Annotated in this window: 17 protein-coding genes and 1 pseudogene; 11 read left to right on the top strand and 7 right to left on the bottom strand. The window is 62.8% G+C overall.

Going from position 1 to position 17,391, the window contains the following annotated elements:
* Window positions 1-74: 74 nt before the first annotated feature.
* Complete coding sequence (locus OQ248_RS27355; RefSeq protein WP_347710549.1) at window positions 75-1,004, bottom strand: LysR substrate-binding domain-containing protein; 930 nt, start codon at window positions 1,002-1,004, stop codon at window positions 75-77.
* Window positions 1,005-1,179: 175 nt separating this feature from the next.
* Between OQ248_RS27355 and OQ248_RS27350 the strand changes: the two genes are divergently transcribed.
* The 6 genes from OQ248_RS27350 to OQ248_RS27325 all read left to right on the top strand — a co-directional run bounded on the left by OQ248_RS27350 (window position 1,180) and on the right by OQ248_RS27325 (window position 8,212).
* A complete protein-coding gene (locus OQ248_RS27350) occupies window positions 1,180-2,727 on the top strand; it encodes a GMC oxidoreductase (RefSeq protein WP_265814769.1) in 1,548 nt (515 codons plus the stop codon).
* A gap of 61 nt (window positions 2,728-2,788) precedes the next feature.
* A complete protein-coding gene (locus tag OQ248_RS27345) occupies window positions 2,789-3,712 on the top strand; it encodes a LysR family transcriptional regulator (RefSeq protein WP_265814768.1) in 924 nt (307 codons plus the stop codon).
* Between the two features lie 115 nt (window positions 3,713-3,827).
* A complete protein-coding gene (locus tag OQ248_RS27340; RefSeq protein WP_265814767.1) occupies window positions 3,828-5,465 on the top strand; it encodes a GMC oxidoreductase in 1,638 nt (545 codons plus the stop codon).
* 19 nt (window positions 5,466-5,484) lie between these two features.
* The gene (locus tag OQ248_RS27335) at window positions 5,485-6,942 is read left to right on the top strand and encodes an aldehyde dehydrogenase family protein (RefSeq protein WP_265814766.1); all 1,458 of its coding nucleotides are present in this window, start codon (window positions 5,485-5,487) and stop codon (window positions 6,940-6,942) included.
* 5 nt (window positions 6,943-6,947) lie between these two features.
* Window positions 6,948-7,985, top strand: coding sequence for a catalase family peroxidase (locus tag OQ248_RS27330; RefSeq protein WP_265814765.1), 1,038 nt, complete (start codon window positions 6,948-6,950; stop codon window positions 7,983-7,985).
* Entirely contained in the window at window positions 7,982-8,212 is a 231-nt protein-coding gene (locus OQ248_RS27325; RefSeq protein ID WP_265814764.1) for a hypothetical protein, read from the top strand. The genes OQ248_RS27330 and OQ248_RS27325 overlap by 4 nt, the downstream gene beginning before the upstream one ends.
* A gap of 12 nt (window positions 8,213-8,224) precedes the next feature.
* On the opposite strand, the gene OQ248_RS27320 is transcribed toward OQ248_RS27325, so the two are convergent.
* The 4 genes and pseudogenes from OQ248_RS27320 to OQ248_RS27305 all read right to left on the bottom strand — a co-directional run bounded on the left by OQ248_RS27320 (window position 8,225) and on the right by OQ248_RS27305 (window position 10,418).
* Complete coding sequence (locus tag OQ248_RS27320; protein ID WP_265815157.1) at window positions 8,225-8,737, bottom strand: N-acetyltransferase; 513 nt, start codon at window positions 8,735-8,737, stop codon at window positions 8,225-8,227.
* Window positions 8,735-9,292: pseudogene (locus OQ248_RS27315) on the bottom strand (HD domain-containing protein); the annotation flags it as partial. The gene OQ248_RS27320 and the pseudogene OQ248_RS27315, both read right to left, overlap by 3 nt.
* Before the next feature lie 85 nt (window positions 9,293-9,377).
* Window positions 9,378-9,935, bottom strand: coding sequence for a helix-turn-helix transcriptional regulator (locus OQ248_RS27310; protein ID WP_265814763.1), 558 nt, complete (start codon window positions 9,933-9,935; stop codon window positions 9,378-9,380).
* A gap of 78 nt (window positions 9,936-10,013) precedes the next feature.
* Window positions 10,014-10,418: a RidA family protein gene (locus OQ248_RS27305; RefSeq protein WP_265814762.1), complete on the bottom strand. Its 405-nt coding sequence runs from the start codon at window positions 10,416-10,418 to the stop codon at window positions 10,014-10,016.
* Window positions 10,419-10,552: 134 nt separating this feature from the next.
* Here OQ248_RS27305 and OQ248_RS27300 point away from each other — a divergent pair, with 134 nt between their 5' ends.
* Window positions 10,553-11,494 carry a LysR family transcriptional regulator gene (locus tag OQ248_RS27300; protein WP_119429111.1) on the top strand — a complete coding sequence of 314 codons (942 nt, stop codon included), beginning with the start codon at window positions 10,553-10,555 and terminating at the stop codon, window positions 11,492-11,494.
* Here the strand turns inward: OQ248_RS27300 and OQ248_RS27295 are convergent.
* A complete protein-coding gene (locus OQ248_RS27295) occupies window positions 11,457-12,317 on the bottom strand; it encodes a LysR substrate-binding domain-containing protein (protein WP_265814761.1) in 861 nt (286 codons plus the stop codon). The genes OQ248_RS27300 and OQ248_RS27295 overlap by 38 nt on opposite strands.
* 137 nt (window positions 12,318-12,454) lie before the next feature.
* Here OQ248_RS27295 and OQ248_RS27290 point away from each other — a divergent pair, with 137 nt between their 5' ends.
* The 4 genes from OQ248_RS27290 to OQ248_RS27275 are packed head-to-tail and all read left to right on the top strand — an operon-like array spanning window position 12,455 to window position 16,691.
* The gene (locus tag OQ248_RS27290) at window positions 12,455-13,507 is read left to right on the top strand and encodes an agmatine deiminase family protein (protein WP_265814760.1); all 1,053 of its coding nucleotides are present in this window, start codon (window positions 12,455-12,457) and stop codon (window positions 13,505-13,507) included.
* Window positions 13,508-13,510: 3 nt separating this feature from the next.
* Window positions 13,511-14,419, top strand: coding sequence for an N-carbamoylputrescine amidase (gene aguB / locus OQ248_RS27285; RefSeq protein WP_265814759.1), 909 nt, complete (start codon window positions 13,511-13,513; stop codon window positions 14,417-14,419).
* 1 nt (window position 14,420) lies between these two features.
* Complete coding sequence (locus OQ248_RS27280; protein ID WP_265814758.1) at window positions 14,421-15,524, top strand: extracellular solute-binding protein; 1,104 nt, start codon at window positions 14,421-14,423, stop codon at window positions 15,522-15,524.
* A gap of 48 nt (window positions 15,525-15,572) precedes the next feature.
* On the top strand, window positions 15,573-16,691 hold the full coding sequence (locus OQ248_RS27275) for an agmatine deiminase family protein (RefSeq protein WP_265814757.1): 1,119 nt from the start codon (window positions 15,573-15,575) through the stop codon (window positions 16,689-16,691).
* A 9-nt stretch (window positions 16,692-16,700) separates the two neighbouring features.
* On the opposite strand, the gene OQ248_RS27270 is transcribed toward OQ248_RS27275, so the two are convergent.
* Window positions 16,701-17,363 (bottom strand): glutathione S-transferase family protein, encoded by a 663-nt coding sequence (locus OQ248_RS27270; protein WP_265814756.1) that lies wholly within the window; start codon window positions 17,361-17,363, stop codon window positions 16,701-16,703.
* Between the last annotated feature and the right edge of the window lie 28 nt (window positions 17,364-17,391).

Below are 17,391 nucleotides of genomic sequence, written 5' to 3'. Positions count from 1 at the left end.
AGAGTCATTGATCGCCGAAACGGCATCAAGAGCGCTTTGGTGAAGGCATCAGACACGAAGCATAAACAATCGACTCAGGCTTTCGCCCGCATTCCACGCAACGGATCATCAAGGAGTTCGAACTGCTCGGCCATGAAGTCGATCAGCATGCGCAGCGACGGCAGCATGCCGTGGCGGGTCGCAAACACGGCGTAGATCATTTCCGTACGCGGTGCCCAGTCCGGCAGCACCACGGCCAGTTGCCCGCGTTCGATGAAGTCATGGACCAGCGACATCGGCATCTGCGCCACACCGATGCTGTCGATGGCCGCGCAACGGAGCATCGGCAGCCCTTTGGTGATCAGTTGCGGGCGGTGTTGCAGGGTGAACTCGGCGCCATCCGCATGGAATAGCGTCCATTGGTAGGCCTGCTGCGGACTGCCGTGATGAACGCTGGGGAAGCGCGACAGGTCTTCCGGCTCACGGGGTTCGCCCAGCCGATTCAACAGTGCGGGGCTGGCGACCAGGCATTGCGGTCGCTGCGACAGTACCCGGCTGATCAGTTCCGAATCCTGAAGCAGCGGCGGCCGCACCCGCAGCGCCAGATCGACGCCTTCGGCCACCACGTCGACCTGCCGGTCGCTGGATTCCAGATGCACTTCGACGCGCGGGTGCATGGCCATGAAGCGCGTGATGATCCCGCCGACGCATTCTTCCAGCAGCGTGGTCGGACAGGTCACGCGTAGCACGCCGGCCGGTTCGGCGCGGGTCATGGCAATCGCTGCCTCGGCCGCTTCGGCCTGTTTGAGCATCGAGCGGCAGTGGGCGTAGTAGGTCTGGCCCAGTTCGGTCACCGAGAAGTTGCGCGTGTTGCGAATGATCAACCGCACGCCCAGGCGCTCTTCGAGCAAGGCGATGCGCCGGCTCAGGTTGGACTTGGGAATCCCCAGCGCCCGCGCCGTCGGCGCAAAGCCACCGTGGTCCACCACCATCACGAAATACTGCAGGTCATTGAGATCTAGCACGGGCGGCATTCGCTCGGGAAAAGGACGCCAACTATACAAGCCCGATTGTCCATTGTGTGGGAAGGAGCGGCCCGTTTTCGGGGACTGGTGGGCGGCAGCTCGCTCGATGAGTCTGTGGGCGCGGCCGCACGGTGCGGCATGCCTTCACATCACGTGACAAGAATAGGGAAGTGAGATGACGGTCCATGACAAGGTGTTCGACTTTGTGATTCTGGGTGGCGGTTCTGCGGGGGCCGTGCTGGCGGCGCGACTGTCCGAAGAACGGCAGCTCGATGTGCTGCTGGTCGAGGCGGGACGGGCGTTCGACCCGGACGAATACCCTGAAGAAAGCTACAACGCCAACATCATCGCCGCCAATGGCGATGCCCGTTATGAATGGGGCTACTTCGCCAACCCCGTCGAGCAACCACAGGCGGTCTACGCGCCACGGGGCAAGGTGTTGGGCGGCAGCTCCGCGATCAATGGCGCGGTGGCGTGCCGGGCCTTGCCGTTCGACTTTGCCAGGTTCAGCGCCAAGGGCTTGAAGGGCTGGAGCTTCGAAGACGTCCTGCCGTACTACAAAAAAATGGAGAGCGCTCCCCACGGTGACGAGCAATGGCATGGCCGAAACGGGCCGCTGCCGATTCACCAGATGTCGCTCGACTACATCACCCCGGTACAACGCGCGATGCTCGAAGCCGCCTGGGCTTGTGGCGCCCACAAGGTCGACGACTTCAACAACCCCGAGGCCAACAACGGCGCCGGCCCCAACCCGATGAACGTGATCAATGGCGTGCGCGTGAACACTGCGATGGCCTATCTCACCCGTGAAGTGCGATCGCGGCCCAACCTGACGATTCTGGAGCAGAGCCTGGTCGATAAAGTGCTGATCGAGCAGGGCAGGGTTCAGTCGGTGCGTCTGGCGGACGGCCGAACATTGCACGGCAAAGAAGTGATCCTCAGCGCCGGCTCCTATGGCTCGGCCGCGATCCTGTTGCGCTCGGGCATCGGCCCGAAAGCCGATCTGCAAGCGCTGGACATCCCGCTGGTCAAGGACGCACCGGTCGGCACCCGGCTGCTTGATCATGCGTTCTTCTGGATGAACTTCAGCGGCCAGGAAACCCTGAAAGGGCAGGAGCATCCGGTGGTGGGCGCACAACTCTGGACCCATTCGTCCCATGCCGGTTCGGACAAGGAACTGGACATCGGCATTTCACCCTCGCACCTGCTCGACCCGGCCATCAGCCCCACCGGCGTCGCATTCTCGCTGGGCCTGGAGTTGATGCACTGCACCTCCACCGGGCGCATTCGCCTGAGCAGTCGCGACCCGGCCGATGCGCCTGTCATCGAACTCAATCATTTGACCAGCGAGGACGACATGAACCGGATGGTCGAGTGCTTCCGTCTGGCTCGCAAACTGGCCAACACCGAACCGTTGAAAAGCCTGATCGTGGAAGAGTTGTATCCCGGCCCGTCCGTGGATGGCAGCGACGAACAGATCCGCGCGGCACTGGCCAAAGGCGTGGGCACCTTGCAGCACCCGTGCTCGACCGCGCCGATGGGACTGCCGAGCGATCCTGGCGCCGTGGTGGATGAACAGGGCAGGGTGTATGGCGTACAAGGGCTGCGCGTGATTGATGCGTCGATTTTCCCCGAGATCCCGCTGATCAACCTGAACCCGACCGTCATCATGATGGCGGAAAAGTTGTCGGACACCCTCAAGCAATCCCCTCTCTCAGAATAAAAACAATCACGGGCGCACGGCCGACAGCGGTCGTGTGCCTGGCCTGCACTGGAAGTAGAACTTGAACAAGCTTTGCGAGATGCAATCGTTCGTCATGGTGGTCGACACCGGCAGTATCACCGAGGCGGCCCGGCAACTGGGTACCGCCAAATCCATGGTCAGCCAGCGGATTGCGCAACTGGAAAAACGCCTGGGCAGCATCGTTCTCGAACGCGGGCGACAGGCCCGGCTGACCGAGGCCGGCGAAGTCTTTTATCGTTATTGCATACGCATTCTGGCGGAGGTCGAAGAGGCCGAAGACGCGGTTCTGGCCTTTCAGTCGAGCCTGCGCGGCAGTCTGCGGCTGGCGGCGCCGATGGCGTTCAGTATTCGTTACCTGACCCCGATCCTGTCGGCGTTCGCGGTGCGCTATCCCGAGTTGCGCCTGGACGTCGAGTTCGACGACCGGCACGTCAATCTGCATGAAGAACGCTACGACGCGGCGATCCGCATCGGCGAGCTGCCGGACTCTTCCCTGGTGGCAAAAACCATCACCGCCAACCGCCACGTCATCTGCGCGAGCCCGGACTATCTGGCCGCTCACGGTACACCGCAAACCCCGCAGGAGCTGTCCGGACATTTCGCAATGCTCTACGTCAACCGAGAGCCTCACGGGATGTGGACGCTGCCGGTGAACAATGCGCTGGAGTCGTTTCGCGTGCGCTGCCGGATGCGCACCAACAACGGTCATCAACTGATGGAGGCGGCGAAGGCCGGCATGGGGCTGGCGATCCTGCCGACGTTTCTGGCCGCGCAAGCGATTGTGGATGGCACGCTTCAGGAAGTGCTGGCGCCTTATGCGCCCCGTGGCGGCAACATTTCCGCCGTGTACCGGCGCTCCCAACGAGCCTCGCCCAAGTTGCAGGCGTTGACCGATTTTCTCTGCGCACAGATCGGCAACCCGCCGGTGTGGGAGCAATTGCTCGCAACCCACTCGGCGCGTTGAACCGTTCGGGAAAAACGAAACCGCGATTCATTTTTCCCCGGCTTATGAGTCCTCCAACCCTTCAATAAGCTCTCCCTCAACAGGCGCGCTTTGACGCCTGACAGGGAAGAAACGCATGAACGATACCCTTGATAATCCTGCTCGCCGCACCGTACTGGCCGGCGGCGTTGTAGCGGCCGCGACGTTGGCGGCGGGCAGTGGCCTGACCCAGGCCCTGGAGTCAGGTGACCACCCCGAAAAGAACCTGCATCGCCATGGACCGGTCGACGTGATCATTGTCGGCGGTGGTTCGGCCGGCGCGGTGTTGGCCCGTCGCTTGAGTGAAAACAGCCAGCGTCAAGTGCTGTTGCTTGAGGCCGGTCACAGTTATGCACCGGACAAATATCCTCGGATTGTTGCTGACAGTGACGTGGTCGGCGCCAATGGCAATCGCGAGTTCGAATGGGGTTACACCTCACGGCCGGGCTACGTCGAACACTCGATTGGCGCGTTGCGCGGCAAAGTGTTGGGCGGCAGTTCGGCGATCAACGGCGCGGTGGCGATCCGCGCCCGTGTCACTGATTTCAAGCGCTGGGATCTGCCGGGCTGGAGCTACGAGGAGCTGCTGCCCTGGTTCAGGAAACTCGAAAGCCACAGCGGTGGCGCCAGCGAGCTCCATGGTCACGAAGGGCCGCTGCCAGTGCGTCAACTCGGCAATGCTGACGTCACGCCGATGCAGAAGGCCTTCATTTACGCGACAGTCGCCAACGGCTACCGGATGATCGACGATTTCGACGGAGCGGACGCCAATGGTGTGGGTCCGTATCCCATGAACATCGTCGATGGCGTGCGGGTCAACACCGGCATGGCCTACCTCACGGACGAGGTGCGGGCTCGCGACAATTTGCAGATCCGCGCTGACAGTCTGGTCGACAAAGTGTTGTTCGACGGCCAGCGTGCGGTGGGCGTGCAACTGGCCAATGGCGAGCAACTGCTGGCAGCCGAAGTGATCCTGTCGGCCGGCAGCTATGGCAGCGCGGCGATTCTGCTGCGTTCCGGCATCGGCCCCGGTGAAGACTTGCGCGCGCTGGAAATCGCGCAGGTCGCCGAGTTGCCGGTCGGGCAGAACCTGGTGGATCACCCGTTCTACTACAACGCCTACGCCGCCAAGCCGGACTTGATCGGTCGCCAGTCACCGGCCATCGGCGCCAAACTCTGGACCCACAGCCGCAGTGCCGAGCAGGGTGATCTGGATATTCACATCACCGCGACTCACCTGTTTCCCCACGATCAGAGCCCGACCCAGGTCGGTTTCGTGCTCGCGGTGGCGCTGACCCGACCGCTGTCCCGAGGCAAGGTCACGCTCGCCAGCCGCGATCCGTTCGTGGCCCCCGACATCGATCTTAATTTCCTCGCCGAGCCCAAGGATCGCCAGCGCCTGCTGGACGGTATTCGCCTGGCGCGCAGGATCGGTTCGACGGCGCCGCTCAACGGCTTGATCCATTCCGAGCTGAACCCGGGGCAGGGCAACGACTCCGACGAGGCCTTGCTGGCCAGCGTCAAAGCCACCCTCGACACCTATCACCATCCGACGTCGACGGCCCCGATGGGCCGGCCGGGCGATGCAAAAGCGGTGGTCGACCTCCAAGCCCGAGTGATCGGCGTGCAAGGCCTGCGGGTGGTCGATGCCTCGATCTTCCCCGACGTGCCCTCCGTTGCCACCAACCTCACCGTGATCGCCACCGCCGAAAAAATCGCCGGCCTCTACGCCTGAATCCAAGGAAGAACTCACCATGAACAACACCAAGGTTTTGAACTGGATCGACGGCCTGTGGCTGGACTCCGGTGTTCACCACGACTCCATCGACCCGGCGACGTATGAGCTGATCGGTCGTTACGCCGAAGGCGGCGAGGCCGAGGCTCGCCAAGGCATCGAAGCAGCACAGCGGGCATTCACCCAGACGCCGTGGAAAGACGACCGCCAGTTGCGCGCCCAGGTCTTGTTGGAACTGGCAGACGCCTTCGAACTGAATGCCGCCGAGCTGATTGACACGCTGGCGCTGGAGAACGGCAAGATCCGCTCCGAAGCGGCGTTCGAAGTCGGCATGGTGCCGTCCAAGTTGCGCTACTACGCCGCGCTGGCCCGCACTGAATATGGCCGGGCAGCGGAGCCCCGGCCCGGCAAGATTTCCCTGGTCATCCGTCAGGCCGTGGGCGTGGCCGGCATCATCGTGCCGTGGAATTCGCCGGTGGTACTGATGATCCGTTCGCTGGCGCCGGCACTGGCCGCCGGTTGCACCACAGTGATCAAGATGCCCGGACAAACGGCCCAGACCAATGCGCTGATCGCACGGATCATGAGCGAGGCGCCGTCGCTGCCACGGGGTGTGATCAACCTGTTCAGCGAGCAGGGCGCCACCGGTTCGATCCATCTGGTGGAGTCGCCGAAAGTGCCGGTCATCAGCTTCACCGGCAGCACCGGTACCGGTCGGGCGATTTCGGCGGCGGGTGCCCGACACCTCAAGCGCTTCGGGCTGGAACTGGGCGGCAAGACGCCGATGCTGGTGTTCAACGACGCCGATCTCGATGCGGTAGTGCCGGCGCTGGTCAAGGCGCTGACAGTGTTTGCCGGGCAGTTCTGTATGACCGGTTCGCGACTGCTGGTGCAACGAGACATCGCCACGGTGCTGACCGAGCGCCTGGCCGCACGCCTTGAAGCGGTGCGGGTCGGGCCGGCTGCCGATCCGGCCAGTGACATGGGGCCGCTGATCGACAAGCCGAACGTGCAGCGGGTCAATCAAGTGGTGGAAGAGGCGATAGCCGCCGGCGCGCAAGTCATCGTGCGCGGAGGGCCGGTCACTGACGGGCCGCTGGCCAGAGGCGCGTTCTATCGGCCGACGTTGCTGCGGGTCAGCGATCCTGAAATGGCCATCGTCCAGCGCGAGACCTTCGGCCCGGTGCTGACCCTGCAAGTCTTCGACAGCGAAGCCGAGGCCATCGAGCTGGCCAACAACAGCGAGTTCGGCCTGGCGGCCAGCGTCTGGACTCGCGACATCGGCTGCTCGCTAAGGGTTGCCCGTGAGCTGGAGGCCGGTACGGTCTGGGTCAACGACTGGGCGGTGGTCTACGACGAGTTCGAAGAAGGCGGCTTCAAGCAGTCGGGGCAGGGGCGTCTGAACGGCGTGGCGGCGATGGATGATTTTGTCGAGTACAAACACATCGCCCTCAATCCCGGCCTGCGTCAGGAGTGACCCGGATGCGATTATCCCGACCGTGGATCGTCGCGCTGCTGGCAGGGACACTGACTGCGTCCTCTGTCTACGCCGCTGGCGAACAACCTCTGACTTCCACAAGGACTGTTTCCGTGTCTCAGGACAAACTCTACGACGCACTGCTGGATGCGCTGTATGCCACGTTCGGCAGGCATCCGGGCTTTCGTGCGACCCATGCCAAAGGCGTGTTGGTGAACGGGACCTTCACCGCTTCACCCGAGGCCGCAAGCCTAAGCCGCGCCGCGCATTTGCAGGGCCAACCGGTGCCAGTGGTGCTGCGCTTCTCCAACTTCAGTGGCGTGCCGGCCACGGTGGACGGTGATCCGATGGCCAGTCCGCGTGGCCTCGCGGTGCGTTTCAAACTGCCAAACGGAGAGTCAACGGACATCGTCAGTCACTCGTTCGACGGCTTCCCGGTGGCCACGCCCGAAGACTTTCTGAGCTTCCTGCAAGGCATCGCGTCGACCGTTGCGACGCCGCCGGACCCGCTACCGTTGCAGACATTTCTGGCAGATCATCCGAGGGCCAGACACTTTTTGGAAGCGCCCAAACCGGCACCGGCCAGCTACACCAGTATCGAGTACTTCGGCGTGAACGCGCTGGTCTTCAGCAACCGTGAAAGTCAGGAGCAGGTCATTCGCTACCGCATCGAACCGTTGACCGGACAATCGCTGCTCACCGAACAGCAAGCCGCCCGCAGGCCGGTCGACTACTTGCAGGAGGAACTGACGGCGCGACTGGCAAAGGGCCCCGCGCAGATGCGTTTGATCGTGCAACTGGCGGCACCGGGCGACGTGGTCGAAGACGGTTCGGTCCCGTGGCCAAGAAACCGCCGGGAAGTCGAACTGGGCATCTTTACTCTCAATTCACTGGTGCCTGCCGAGGACCAGCAATCGGCCCAGCAACGCCTCGACTTCAGCCCCGGCCGGTTGCTCGACGGCATCGCCTTGAGCCGCGATCCGATGACCCTGGCCCGCGACCGCATCTACCGGCGCGCCGTGCTCCGGCGCCAGCAACCATGACCACCGCGGCCGGCGCCCGCTGGAAACAATGGCTGGTGTCGTGGCTGGTGGTGTGGCCGCTGTCGGTGTCCATGCCGTGGGCACTGGCGGCGCTGCTGGAACTGGCGGATCTGCGTCTGCCGGGTTGGTTGTTCAAGATGCTGGTCGCCGGGTTGATCTCGTTCAACATGGTGTATTGGCTGATGCCGCAGAGTTCGCGGTTGATGGCGCGGTGGTTGGTGCGCTAAGCGCTCCAAGCCTCACTCGGTGGCGTCAAAGGCCTCGTGGTAGCTGACGACACCGAGCGGCAACTCCCCGCTAAACGCCAACGCCTGAAAGTACTCCGCCGGAATCCCCGGCAGTTCCAAGCCTGCATGGGCCTTGAAGCCGAAACGACCGTAATAGCCCGGATCACCCAGCACCACGCAGCCAACGCCGCCGATGCGCTGCAATTCCGCCAGCGAGGCCTTCATCAGCGCCGAGCCGATACCTTGTTGCTGGCGGGTCGGGCATACGGAAATCGGGCCCAGGCCATACCAGCCTTGAGCGCCGGAGGAAATCGTCACCGGCGAAATGGCCACATGGCCAACCACCGTGTCGTTCTCCACCGCCACCAGCGAAACGCTGAGCTGGTCGGCGCTGCGCAGCGCGTTGACGATGAATTGTTCGGTGTGGCTGGAGTGTTCTTCGTGCTGGAACGCCGCTTCGGTCAATTTTGCGATGGCGTCGATGTCTTCGGGGCGTTCGTGGCGGATTGTGATGTTTTTATTCATGCGTTCTCGGGTATCCCGGTCGATCAGGGTCCGAAGGGTTTCGAACAGCGGATCGGCGTTGGTGTATTGCTTGCCGTAGGCCAGGTTGAAGCCATAGTCGAAGTCTGGCGGATTCTGTCCTTGAGTGTGTTGTAAAAGTGTTTCCAGCTTGTCCAGAGCCTTCACGGCTTTGGCTTCTGGAGAGCGGGCGTTTTCGTAGTCGTCCCAGAGTGCGAGGATTTCGTTTCTCAGCGCGTCGTCCAGAGACCGGGTGAGCAGCAGCAAGTCGTTGCGTTCCTGTTCGCCCTTGTCGGGACAACCGGCTTGATCGACCGCCGGAATGTCACCGTTGATGGCCTCGCCGAGGTCGTGGATGACGCACATCTTCAGGACTTTCAGCACGTCGAGCCCGGCCAGGTCGTCGGCAAACACGATCGCCATCAGGCACAGGCGCCAGCTGTGTTCGGCGGTGCTTTCGTTGCGACCGGAGGAGGTGTGTGCACTTCTGAGGACGTCCTTGAGCCGTTCCGCTTCGCGCAGGAATTCGAGGCGTCCCTTGATTTTTTCGAGGTTCATACAGTGGCCGGGATAAAGAGAGCAGGGCCCAAAGCCTAGGCCCGGCCTCGATCATCGTCCACGCATAAAATATGCGGCGGGTGGCCTACAGCGTTTCCACCAGCCGTGCGGCGGTGCCGTCCGAAAGTGCGATCCGCGTCCAGCGGCACAGGCTTTCGCGGATGGGGACCAGGGTTGAGTCATTGTGGCCGGTGACGAATTCCAGAGCCGGCGGCGCCTGGACTTCCCGCCAACCGGCGTCATCCAGCAAGGATTCCTTGTGCTGGATTTCCGCCGTCGCAAACCGCCACAGCGATTGCCCCAGCAGATCGCTCAGCGGGCTGGCGAACTGCGCGGCCCGGGCCGGGGAGCAGGCCAGCAGGCGATGGGTCAGGTCGCAGACCAAATGGACCGGGCGTGCGCTGTCTGTTACCAGCCGTGCGAGGGCCTGATCGGCGGCACTGTCGAGTCGCGCCGCGAGCAACGTTTCGAGTTGTTGATGCGCCTCCGGGTCCATTGCCAGCACACCGCTTTCCCAACGGGAAATCGTCGACTGGGTGACCTTGAACAACTCGGCGGCATGGCTTTGCTTGACGCGGTGCAGCACACGCCAGCGGCGCAGGGCGATGCCGGGGAGACTGGGCTTGAGCAAGGTGTCGGGCATGGCGATGGATCGCAAAAGGAACGCGGGCCGCCAGTCTGAAGACTGGCGGCCCGTGCTGCAAATCGACGCGATGTCAGGTCATTCCGGGAGCCTGGCGATCACCTTGATCTCGAACTGAAATCCGTAAAGCCACGTCACGCCGACCGCCGTGATGGTCGGATGCGGCGCCTCGCCCCAGAACTCCGGCACCACTTCCCAGATGGTTTCGAAGGTCGATTGCGGATCGACCATGAACACGGTGACGTCCACCACGTCATCGAAACTGCAGCCGGCCGCGCCGAGAATCGCGTTGAGGTTAGTGAAGGCCCGACGCACCTGTTGCTTCAGATCCGGCTCGGGCGAGCCGTCCTCAAGGCTGCCGACTTGCCCGGAGACAAACAGAAAACCGTTGGAACGAACGGCCGGTGAATAGCGATTGCGCTCGTACAAGGCATGACGTCCGGGCGGAAAAACCACGTCGCGTTTTGGCTGGGTATGGGTCATGAGGTGTCTCCTTCAATGGGTTGAAAACCTGCGATGGAGAAACTCTAGGGACTTGCGTCGGCCCGATAAACGCGCAACCTTGGCGTTCACTGTTTGGGGACGCCAAACAATCGAGTCGCCATTAGAGGTTGGATATGGACCGTTTTGACGCGATGCAGGCCTTCGCCCGGGTGGTGGAGGCGGGCAGTTTCACCAAGGCCGCCGAGACCCTGCACATGAGCAAGACCACCGTGACCCATCTGGTGCAGCAACTGGAGGCGCGCCTGCGGGTCAAGTTGCTCAACCGCACCACGCGCAAGGTCAACGCCACGGCGGACGGTGCGGCCTACTACGAGCGGGTGATCAGGTTGCTGGCGGACATGGACGATGCCGAGACCAGCCTTCCCGGCGCGGCGGCCCAGCCCAAGGGGCGCTTGCGGGTCGATGTGCCGAGCCCCCTGGCCAACCTGATTCTGGTGCCGGCGCTGCCCGAGTTCTGCGCGCGTTACCCGGAAATCCAGATCGACATGGGCGTCAGCGACCGGATCGTCGACATCATTGATGAAAACGTCGACTGCGTGGTGCGTGGGGGCGAGCTGCGGGATCAGTCGCTGATGGCCCGGAAGGTGGCGGATCTGCAACTGGGCGTATATGCCGCGCCGGGTTATCTGGCCCGGGCCGGCATCCCGGCGCATCCCCGGGACTTGGAGGACAGCCATCACCGGGTGGTCGGTTTCCTCTGGGCGCGCACCGGCAAACCGGTGCCTTACGCCTTGCACAACGAACACGAAGACTTGCAGATCAAGGGCCGCCACGTGCTGGCGGTGGATGACGGCAATGCTTACCTGTCGGCGGGTCTCGCGGGGCTGGGCGTGTTGTGGTTGCCCAAGTACATGTCCAAAGCACACGAGGCCAGCGGTGATCTGGTGCCGCTGTTCGAAGACTGGCGCCTGGATCCGATGCCGCTCTACGTCGCGTACCCGCCCAACCGTCACATCAGCCGCAAACTGCGGGTGTTTATCGACTGGATCGCCGAGGTGATGGCCCGCCACGCCCCGGTCATGGATCGCCCAGGTTCGCCAGCAACCACTCGGTAAAACTGCGGGCCATCGGATCGCTTTCGCTGTCGCGGTGGGTCAGCAGCGCCCAGTTCGGGCCGCGAATGGTGTCGTCCACCAAGGGCTGCAACAGCCCGTCGGCCCGGGCCTTGCGGCTGAGCAACTGGCTGACCAGCGCGATGCCGAGCCCGCTGCACGCGGCGTCCAGCAACAGGCCGGGATCGGAGAAGTTCAGGCCTTGATCCTGCTGGCCGACATCGATTCCCGATTCCACCGCCCAATGACTCCAGTCCATTTCCCGCTCGCCGTGCAGCGTTGTCCGCTGCGCGCCCGGCACGCTCAGCAGGCTCGGGTGACACGCCGGATACAGGCGGTCGGCATGCAGCACCTTGAAGCTGCATTCGACCTGGGAGCTGATGTCGTCGCGCACCGCCAGATCGATGGTCTGGGTGGCCATGTCCGGCACTTCATCGGTGCTGAAAATCCACAGATCGACATTCGGATGCTGACGGCGGAAATCCCCCAGACGCGGCAGCAACCAGTGCCGGGCAAACGCCGGCGTGGTGTTGAGCACCAGTTGATTGGGCTTTTGGTATTGCCCCAGCCGCCGGATGCCCACCGACAGTTGCTGCAACATCGCCTGAGTGGTGCTGAGCAGGTCATGGCCCGCGTCAGTCAGCGCCACGCTGCGGCCGCTGCGGAAAAACAGCGGCTGCTCCAGGTACGCCTCAAGGCTGCGGATCTGCTGGCTGATGGCCGATTGCGTGAGGCTCAGTTCCTCGGCGGCCTTGTGAAAACTGCCCAGTCTTGCAGCGGCTTCGAAGCCGCGCAACGAGCTGAGGGGTGGCCAGTGTTTCAGCATGATCGATAAGTTCCTCTAATCAGTTTTCCGCTAAATCCATCGTTTGTTTGCCCGTCAGGCCGCCATTAGCATGCACGTCAACGCCGCCAAGGCTGTTTTCATTGAACACAATGGCTTAACTCAAAGGGCTTTTTACCATGCAGCAGAACAAAAACAACAACAGCGGTTGGACTCTGCCGGCAGAGTGGGTAACGCACGCCGCGACCTGGATGGTCTGGCCACACAACAAAGCCCTGTGGGAGTCGGGCTGGCGCGTGACCTTGCCGTTGGTGCAGGAAGATTTCGCCCGCGTCGCCAATGCCATCGCCCGGTTCGAACCGGTGAAAATGGTCGTCGATCCGTCGGCCATCGCCAGTGCCAAAGCCCTGTGCGGGCCGAACATCGAACTGATTCCGCTGGCGGTCAACGACAGCTGGTGCCGCGACTCCGGCCCGAGCTTCGTGGTTCACCCGGAGCAAGGTCTGGCCGGGGTGAGCTGGCGCTTCAACGCTTGGGGCGGCAAGTCGGCCCATGATCTGGACGAAAGCCTGGCCCGTCGCGTGCTCAATCATTTGGGCGGCGAGTGCTTTGGCACGGCGCTGAGCAACGAGGGCGGCGCAATCCACGTGGACGGCGAGGGCACCCTGATTACCACCGAATCGGTGCTGCTCAACCCGAACCGCAACCCCGGTGTGAGCAAGGCCGAGATGGAAGAAATCTTCAGTCGCCTGCTCGGCGTGAAGAAAACCATCTGGCTGCCGGGCGATCCGGATTACGTCACCGGTGACATGACCGACGGCCACGTCGATGGCGTCTGCGCCTTCGCCCGTCCCGGCGTGTTGCTGGTGGATGCAACTCACGATCGCAGCTCGGTGTACGCCGAAGTGGTGCGGGAAAACCGCCGTGCACTGGAACTGGCCACCGACGCTCAGGGCCGCAAATTCGAGCTGATCGAGCTGTATGAAGCCACCGATGCCGTGGACACCGAAGCTGAAGTGTTCTGCGCCTCGTACACCAATTTCTACATCGCCAACGGCGCGATCATCATGCCGGCGTACGGCATCGAGGCCGACCATGTCGCGGCAGAAACCCTGGCCAAGGCGTTCCCGGGCCGTGAAGTGGTGCCGGTGCAGATCAATCACCTGGCCCATGGCGGCGGCGGTGTGCATTGCATCACCCAACAGCAGCCAGCCTGGCCAGTGGAGGGTTGATCGATGACGATGCTCAAAGTCGCCACCACCCAGATGCCGTGCAACTGGGATCTGAAAAGCAACCTCGACCGCGCCGAGCAACTGGTGCGTGACGCAGCGGCGCAGGGTGCGCAAGTGATTCTGTTGCAGGAGCTGTTCGCCACGCCGTATTTCTGCATCGAGCAGAGCCACCACCATATGGCGCTGGCCGAGGAGTATCGCGACAGTCAGGTGCTGTCGCGCTTCGCCGCGTTGGCCCGGGAACTTGGCGTGGTGCTGCCGCTGAGCTGGTACGAGAAGGCCGGCAATGCCTACTTCAATTCCCTGAGCGTGGCGGATGCCGACGGGCGCCTGTTGGGCGTGTACCGCAAGACCCACATCCCCAACGCCATTGGCTATCAGGAGAAGGAATATTTCAGCCCCGGCGACACCGGATTCAAAGTCTGGGACACCGCGTTCGGCCGCCTCGGCGTGGGCATCTGCTGGGACCAGTGGTTCCCCGAAACCGCCCGCTGTCTGGCGTTGATGGGTGCTGAGGTGCTGCTGTATCCGACCGCCATCGGCTCTGAGCCGGGCTGCGCGGATCTGGATTCGCGCGACCACTGGCAGATGACCATGCGTGGCCACGCGGCTGCGAACCTGTTGCCGGTGATCGCCTCCAACCGGGTCGGCCGCGAAGTGGCGGGCACCGATGCGGCGCTGCAAATGAATTTCTACGGCTCGTCGTTCATCTGCAACCACAAGGGAAAAATGCTCGCCGAAGCCGACCGCGCCAGCACCGGGGTGCTGGTGCAGAGCCTGGATCTGTCGGCCATGCGCGAAGAGCGCTTGAGCTGGGGCATCTACCGCGACCGTCGCCCGGAAATGTACGGCGCGTTGTTGAGCCAGGACGGCCGTCACCTTCACGCCCGCTGGAATCCTCAAGGAGTCTGATATGCATACCTCACACAAGTGGTTGCTGGGCGCTCTGGGTCTGGCGCTGGCCGGTTTGATGCCGGCCGTGCACGCCGAAGACAAGACGCTGCGGTTGTACAACTGGGCGGATTATTTCGCCGAAGACACCCTGAGCAAATTCACCGCCGAAACCGGGATCAAGGTGATCTATGACGTGATGGACGGCAGCGAAACCCTGGAAGCCAAGATGCTCTCCGGCGGCAGCGGCTACGACCTGATCTTCCCCGGCGACACCGTGGCCGAACGTCTGATGCGCGCCGGCAGCCTGTTGCCGCTGGATCCTTCGAAAGTCACGGCGATGAACGACATCGAACCGGGCCTGCAGAAACTACGCAGCCATTACGAGCATTCGAACAAGGCCACGGTGCCTTATACCTGGGGCACCATCGGCCTGACCTACAACGCCGAGCAGATCAAGCAGCGCATGGCCGATGCGCCGGTCAACAGCCTCGACATGCTGTTCAAACCGGAACTGGCGGCGAAGTTCGCCGATTGCGGGATTTCGATGATCGACTCACCGGACGAAGTGCTGGCCGTGGTGCTCAATTACCTGGGCCGCGACCCGCGCAGCGCCAAGCCTGCGGATCTGGCAGCGGCCAGTGATCTGCTGATGAAGCTACGGCCGCACATCCGCAAGTTCCAGTCGCAGCCGGTGACCGATCTGGTCAACGGCAACCTGTGCCTGTCCCTCGGCTACAGCGGCGACATGACCCAGGCCCAGCGCACCTCGGACAGCGCCGGCAAGAAGACCCGCTTCCAGTACCGCGTGCCCCGCGAAGGCACCACGGTGTGGATGGACACCATGGCCATTCCGGTGGATGCCAAGCATCCGGAATACGCCTACGCCTTCATCAACTTCGTGATGCGTCCGGAGAACATGGCCGCGATCAGCAATTTCACCGGTTACCCGACCTCCAACGGCAAGGCCCGGCCAAACGTGGATGAGGCCATGCGTAACAACCCGGACATCTACCTCGACGAAGCGACCTATGCTCGTCTGATACCGGGCAAGGATATTCCCCAGGCCGACATGCGCGCCCGCATGCGCACCTGGACCAAGTTCAAAACCGCCACTGCAAAGTGATTTTTCCGGGCCGCTTCGGCGGCCCCCTTACACATCAGGAACGTACACATGCCCACTCGTCGCGAGTTCATCAAACAGGTTTCAGTCGCCGCCGGCGTAGGCGCTGCCGTCATGGGCCTCGGCCTGTCCCCGGCGCGGGTGCTGGCGGCCAGCGAAGGTCGCTGGTTCATGCCCGACGAGGGCGACAAACACGAACGTGCCTACATGGCCTTCGGCGCGCAGGACGCGATCTGGGAAGATTTCACCGAAGACGTCCAGGAAGCCCTGGGCCGCATCGCCCGCGCCATCTCCCGTTACGAACCGCTGACCATCTACTGCCGTAGCAGCGAACGCAGCCTGGCCGAAGAGATTTGCGGCACGTCCAACATCACCTACCAGATCGCCAATCTCGACGACATCTGGATGCGCGACATCAGCGCCAACTTCGTCATCGATGACAAAAGTGGTCTCGGCGCGGTGGACTTCAACTTCAGTGGCTGGGGCAACAAGCAGCAGCACTCCAAAGACGCGAAAATCGCCCAGCGTGTGGCGCAAGACGCGCAAGCGACCTACATCCGCAGCGAACTGGTGGGCGAGGGCGGCGGCATCGAAGTCGATGGCCACGGCACCGGGATCATGACCGAAAGCTGCTGGGTCAACGCCAACCGCAACCCCGGCTGGAGCAAGGCCGACGTCGAGGCGGAACTGAAGGCGCGTCTGGGCCTGCGCAAAATCATCTGGCTGCCGGGCATCAAGGGCAAAGACATCACCGATGCCCACGTCGATTTCTACGCGCGCTTCGTCAAGCCCGGCGTAGTGATCGCCAACCTCGACACCGACCCGCAATCCTACGATCACAAGGTCACGCTGGCGCATCTGGAAATCCTGAAGAAGGCCACCGATGCCGACGGTCGTCCGTTGCAGATCCACACCGTGTCGCCACCGCTGAAACCGCGCAAGACCAAGTTCAACAAGAACAACGACGACTTCGCGGCCGGTTACATCAACTACTTCGTCATCAACGGCGCGGTCATCGCCCCGGAGTTTGGCGACAGGGACGCCGACAAGAAGGCCTTCGACCTGCTGAAACAGCTCTACCCGAACCGCGACGTGGTGCAGATCAACATCGACGCCATCGCCGCTGGTGGTGGCGGGATTCACTGCGTGACCAGTCACCAGCCGGCGTAAGGCCGTTCCTCAGCGAAACCGTTGGGGAAGCGCTTCGGCAAAGGGATAGAAGTCAAACCAGGGTCTGGCTTCGTCGATCACCTGGCTGAAAGACGGACGCTGCACCAGTCGCTCGAAATAAGCACTGAGGCGAGGGCGGTCAGCGCCAAATGGCACCAGCGTGCTGGCGTAAAACAGCGCCGGGCTGGCCGAGCAATCGGCCATGCTGTAGTCCGGGCTGGCGATCCACGTGTGGGTCGCCAACTGATTTTCCAGCATGTCGTAGGCGGTGTTCAGCAAGGTGCGCTGGCTGCTCAGGTCGGCGTTTCTGCTGTGGATGCGGTCGGCGACGATCTGCGACATCGGCGTCATCACGTAGTTGTCGAAAAACCGGTCCCAGAGGCGAACCTGCAGCGCTGTGTCCCAATCGTCGGGGATCAGGCGGCCAGCCCCGGCGTGATAGCGGTCCACGTATTCAATGATCACGCTCGACTCCGGCACGTTGCGCTGACGGGCACGATCCTGCAGCACCGGAAATTTGACCAATGGCCACAGCGCCCGCAACTCGGCCCGTTCGGCTTCGCTGGAAAGATCGATCAGGCGTTTTTCGAAGGCGACACCGTGGTCGTACAGGGCAATCAGGGCTTTGTGGCAGTAGGACGACAACGGATGGTAGTAGAGGGTCAAGTCCATGGTTCAACGCCTCGCGGTGATAGTGAAA

Source organism: Pseudomonas sp. COW5, assembly GCF_026240005.1.
Taxonomy (GTDB): Bacteria; Pseudomonadota; Gammaproteobacteria; order Pseudomonadales; family Pseudomonadaceae; genus Aquipseudomonas; species Aquipseudomonas kribbensis.
The sequence above is the reverse complement of the archived record's forward strand: the minus strand, read 5'-3'. Positions and strand labels throughout refer to the sequence as shown.

What these genes read in the sequence shown, in the direction of transcription:
- OQ248_RS27350 (WP_265814769.1), top strand. Translation starts at nt 1,180, where the DNA reads ATGACGGTCCATGACAAGGTGTTCGACTTTGTGATTCTGGGTGGCGGT.
- OQ248_RS27340 (WP_265814767.1), top strand. Translation starts at nt 3,828, where the DNA reads ATGAACGATACCCTTGATAATCCTGCTCGCCGCACCGTACTGGCCGGC.
- OQ248_RS27335 (WP_265814766.1), top strand. Translation starts at nt 5,485, where the DNA reads ATGAACAACACCAAGGTTTTGAACTGGATCGACGGCCTGTGGCTGGAC.
- OQ248_RS27330 (WP_265814765.1), top strand. Translation starts at nt 6,948, where the DNA reads ATGCGATTATCCCGACCGTGGATCGTCGCGCTGCTGGCAGGGACACTG.
- OQ248_RS27325 (WP_265814764.1), top strand. Translation starts at nt 7,982, where the DNA reads ATGACCACCGCGGCCGGCGCCCGCTGGAAACAATGGCTGGTGTCGTGG.
- OQ248_RS27320 (WP_265815157.1), bottom strand. Translation starts at nt 8,737, where the DNA reads ATGAATAAAAACATCACAATCCGCCACGAACGCCCCGAAGACATCGAC.
- OQ248_RS27310 (WP_265814763.1), bottom strand. Translation starts at nt 9,935, where the DNA reads ATGCCCGACACCTTGCTCAAGCCCAGTCTCCCCGGCATCGCCCTGCGC.
- OQ248_RS27305 (WP_265814762.1), bottom strand. Translation starts at nt 10,418, where the DNA reads ATGACCCATACCCAGCCAAAACGCGACGTGGTTTTTCCGCCCGGACGT.
- OQ248_RS27300 (WP_119429111.1), top strand. Translation starts at nt 10,553, where the DNA reads ATGGACCGTTTTGACGCGATGCAGGCCTTCGCCCGGGTGGTGGAGGCG.
- OQ248_RS27295 (WP_265814761.1), bottom strand. Translation starts at nt 12,317, where the DNA reads ATGCTGAAACACTGGCCACCCCTCAGCTCGTTGCGCGGCTTCGAAGCC.
- OQ248_RS27290 (WP_265814760.1), top strand. Translation starts at nt 12,455, where the DNA reads ATGCAGCAGAACAAAAACAACAACAGCGGTTGGACTCTGCCGGCAGAG.
- aguB (WP_265814759.1), top strand. Translation starts at nt 13,511, where the DNA reads ATGACGATGCTCAAAGTCGCCACCACCCAGATGCCGTGCAACTGGGAT.
- OQ248_RS27280 (WP_265814758.1), top strand. Translation starts at nt 14,421, where the DNA reads ATGCATACCTCACACAAGTGGTTGCTGGGCGCTCTGGGTCTGGCGCTG.
- OQ248_RS27275 (WP_265814757.1), top strand. Translation starts at nt 15,573, where the DNA reads ATGCCCACTCGTCGCGAGTTCATCAAACAGGTTTCAGTCGCCGCCGGC.
- OQ248_RS27270 (WP_265814756.1), bottom strand. Translation starts at nt 17,363, where the DNA reads ATGGACTTGACCCTCTACTACCATCCGTTGTCGTCCTACTGCCACAAA.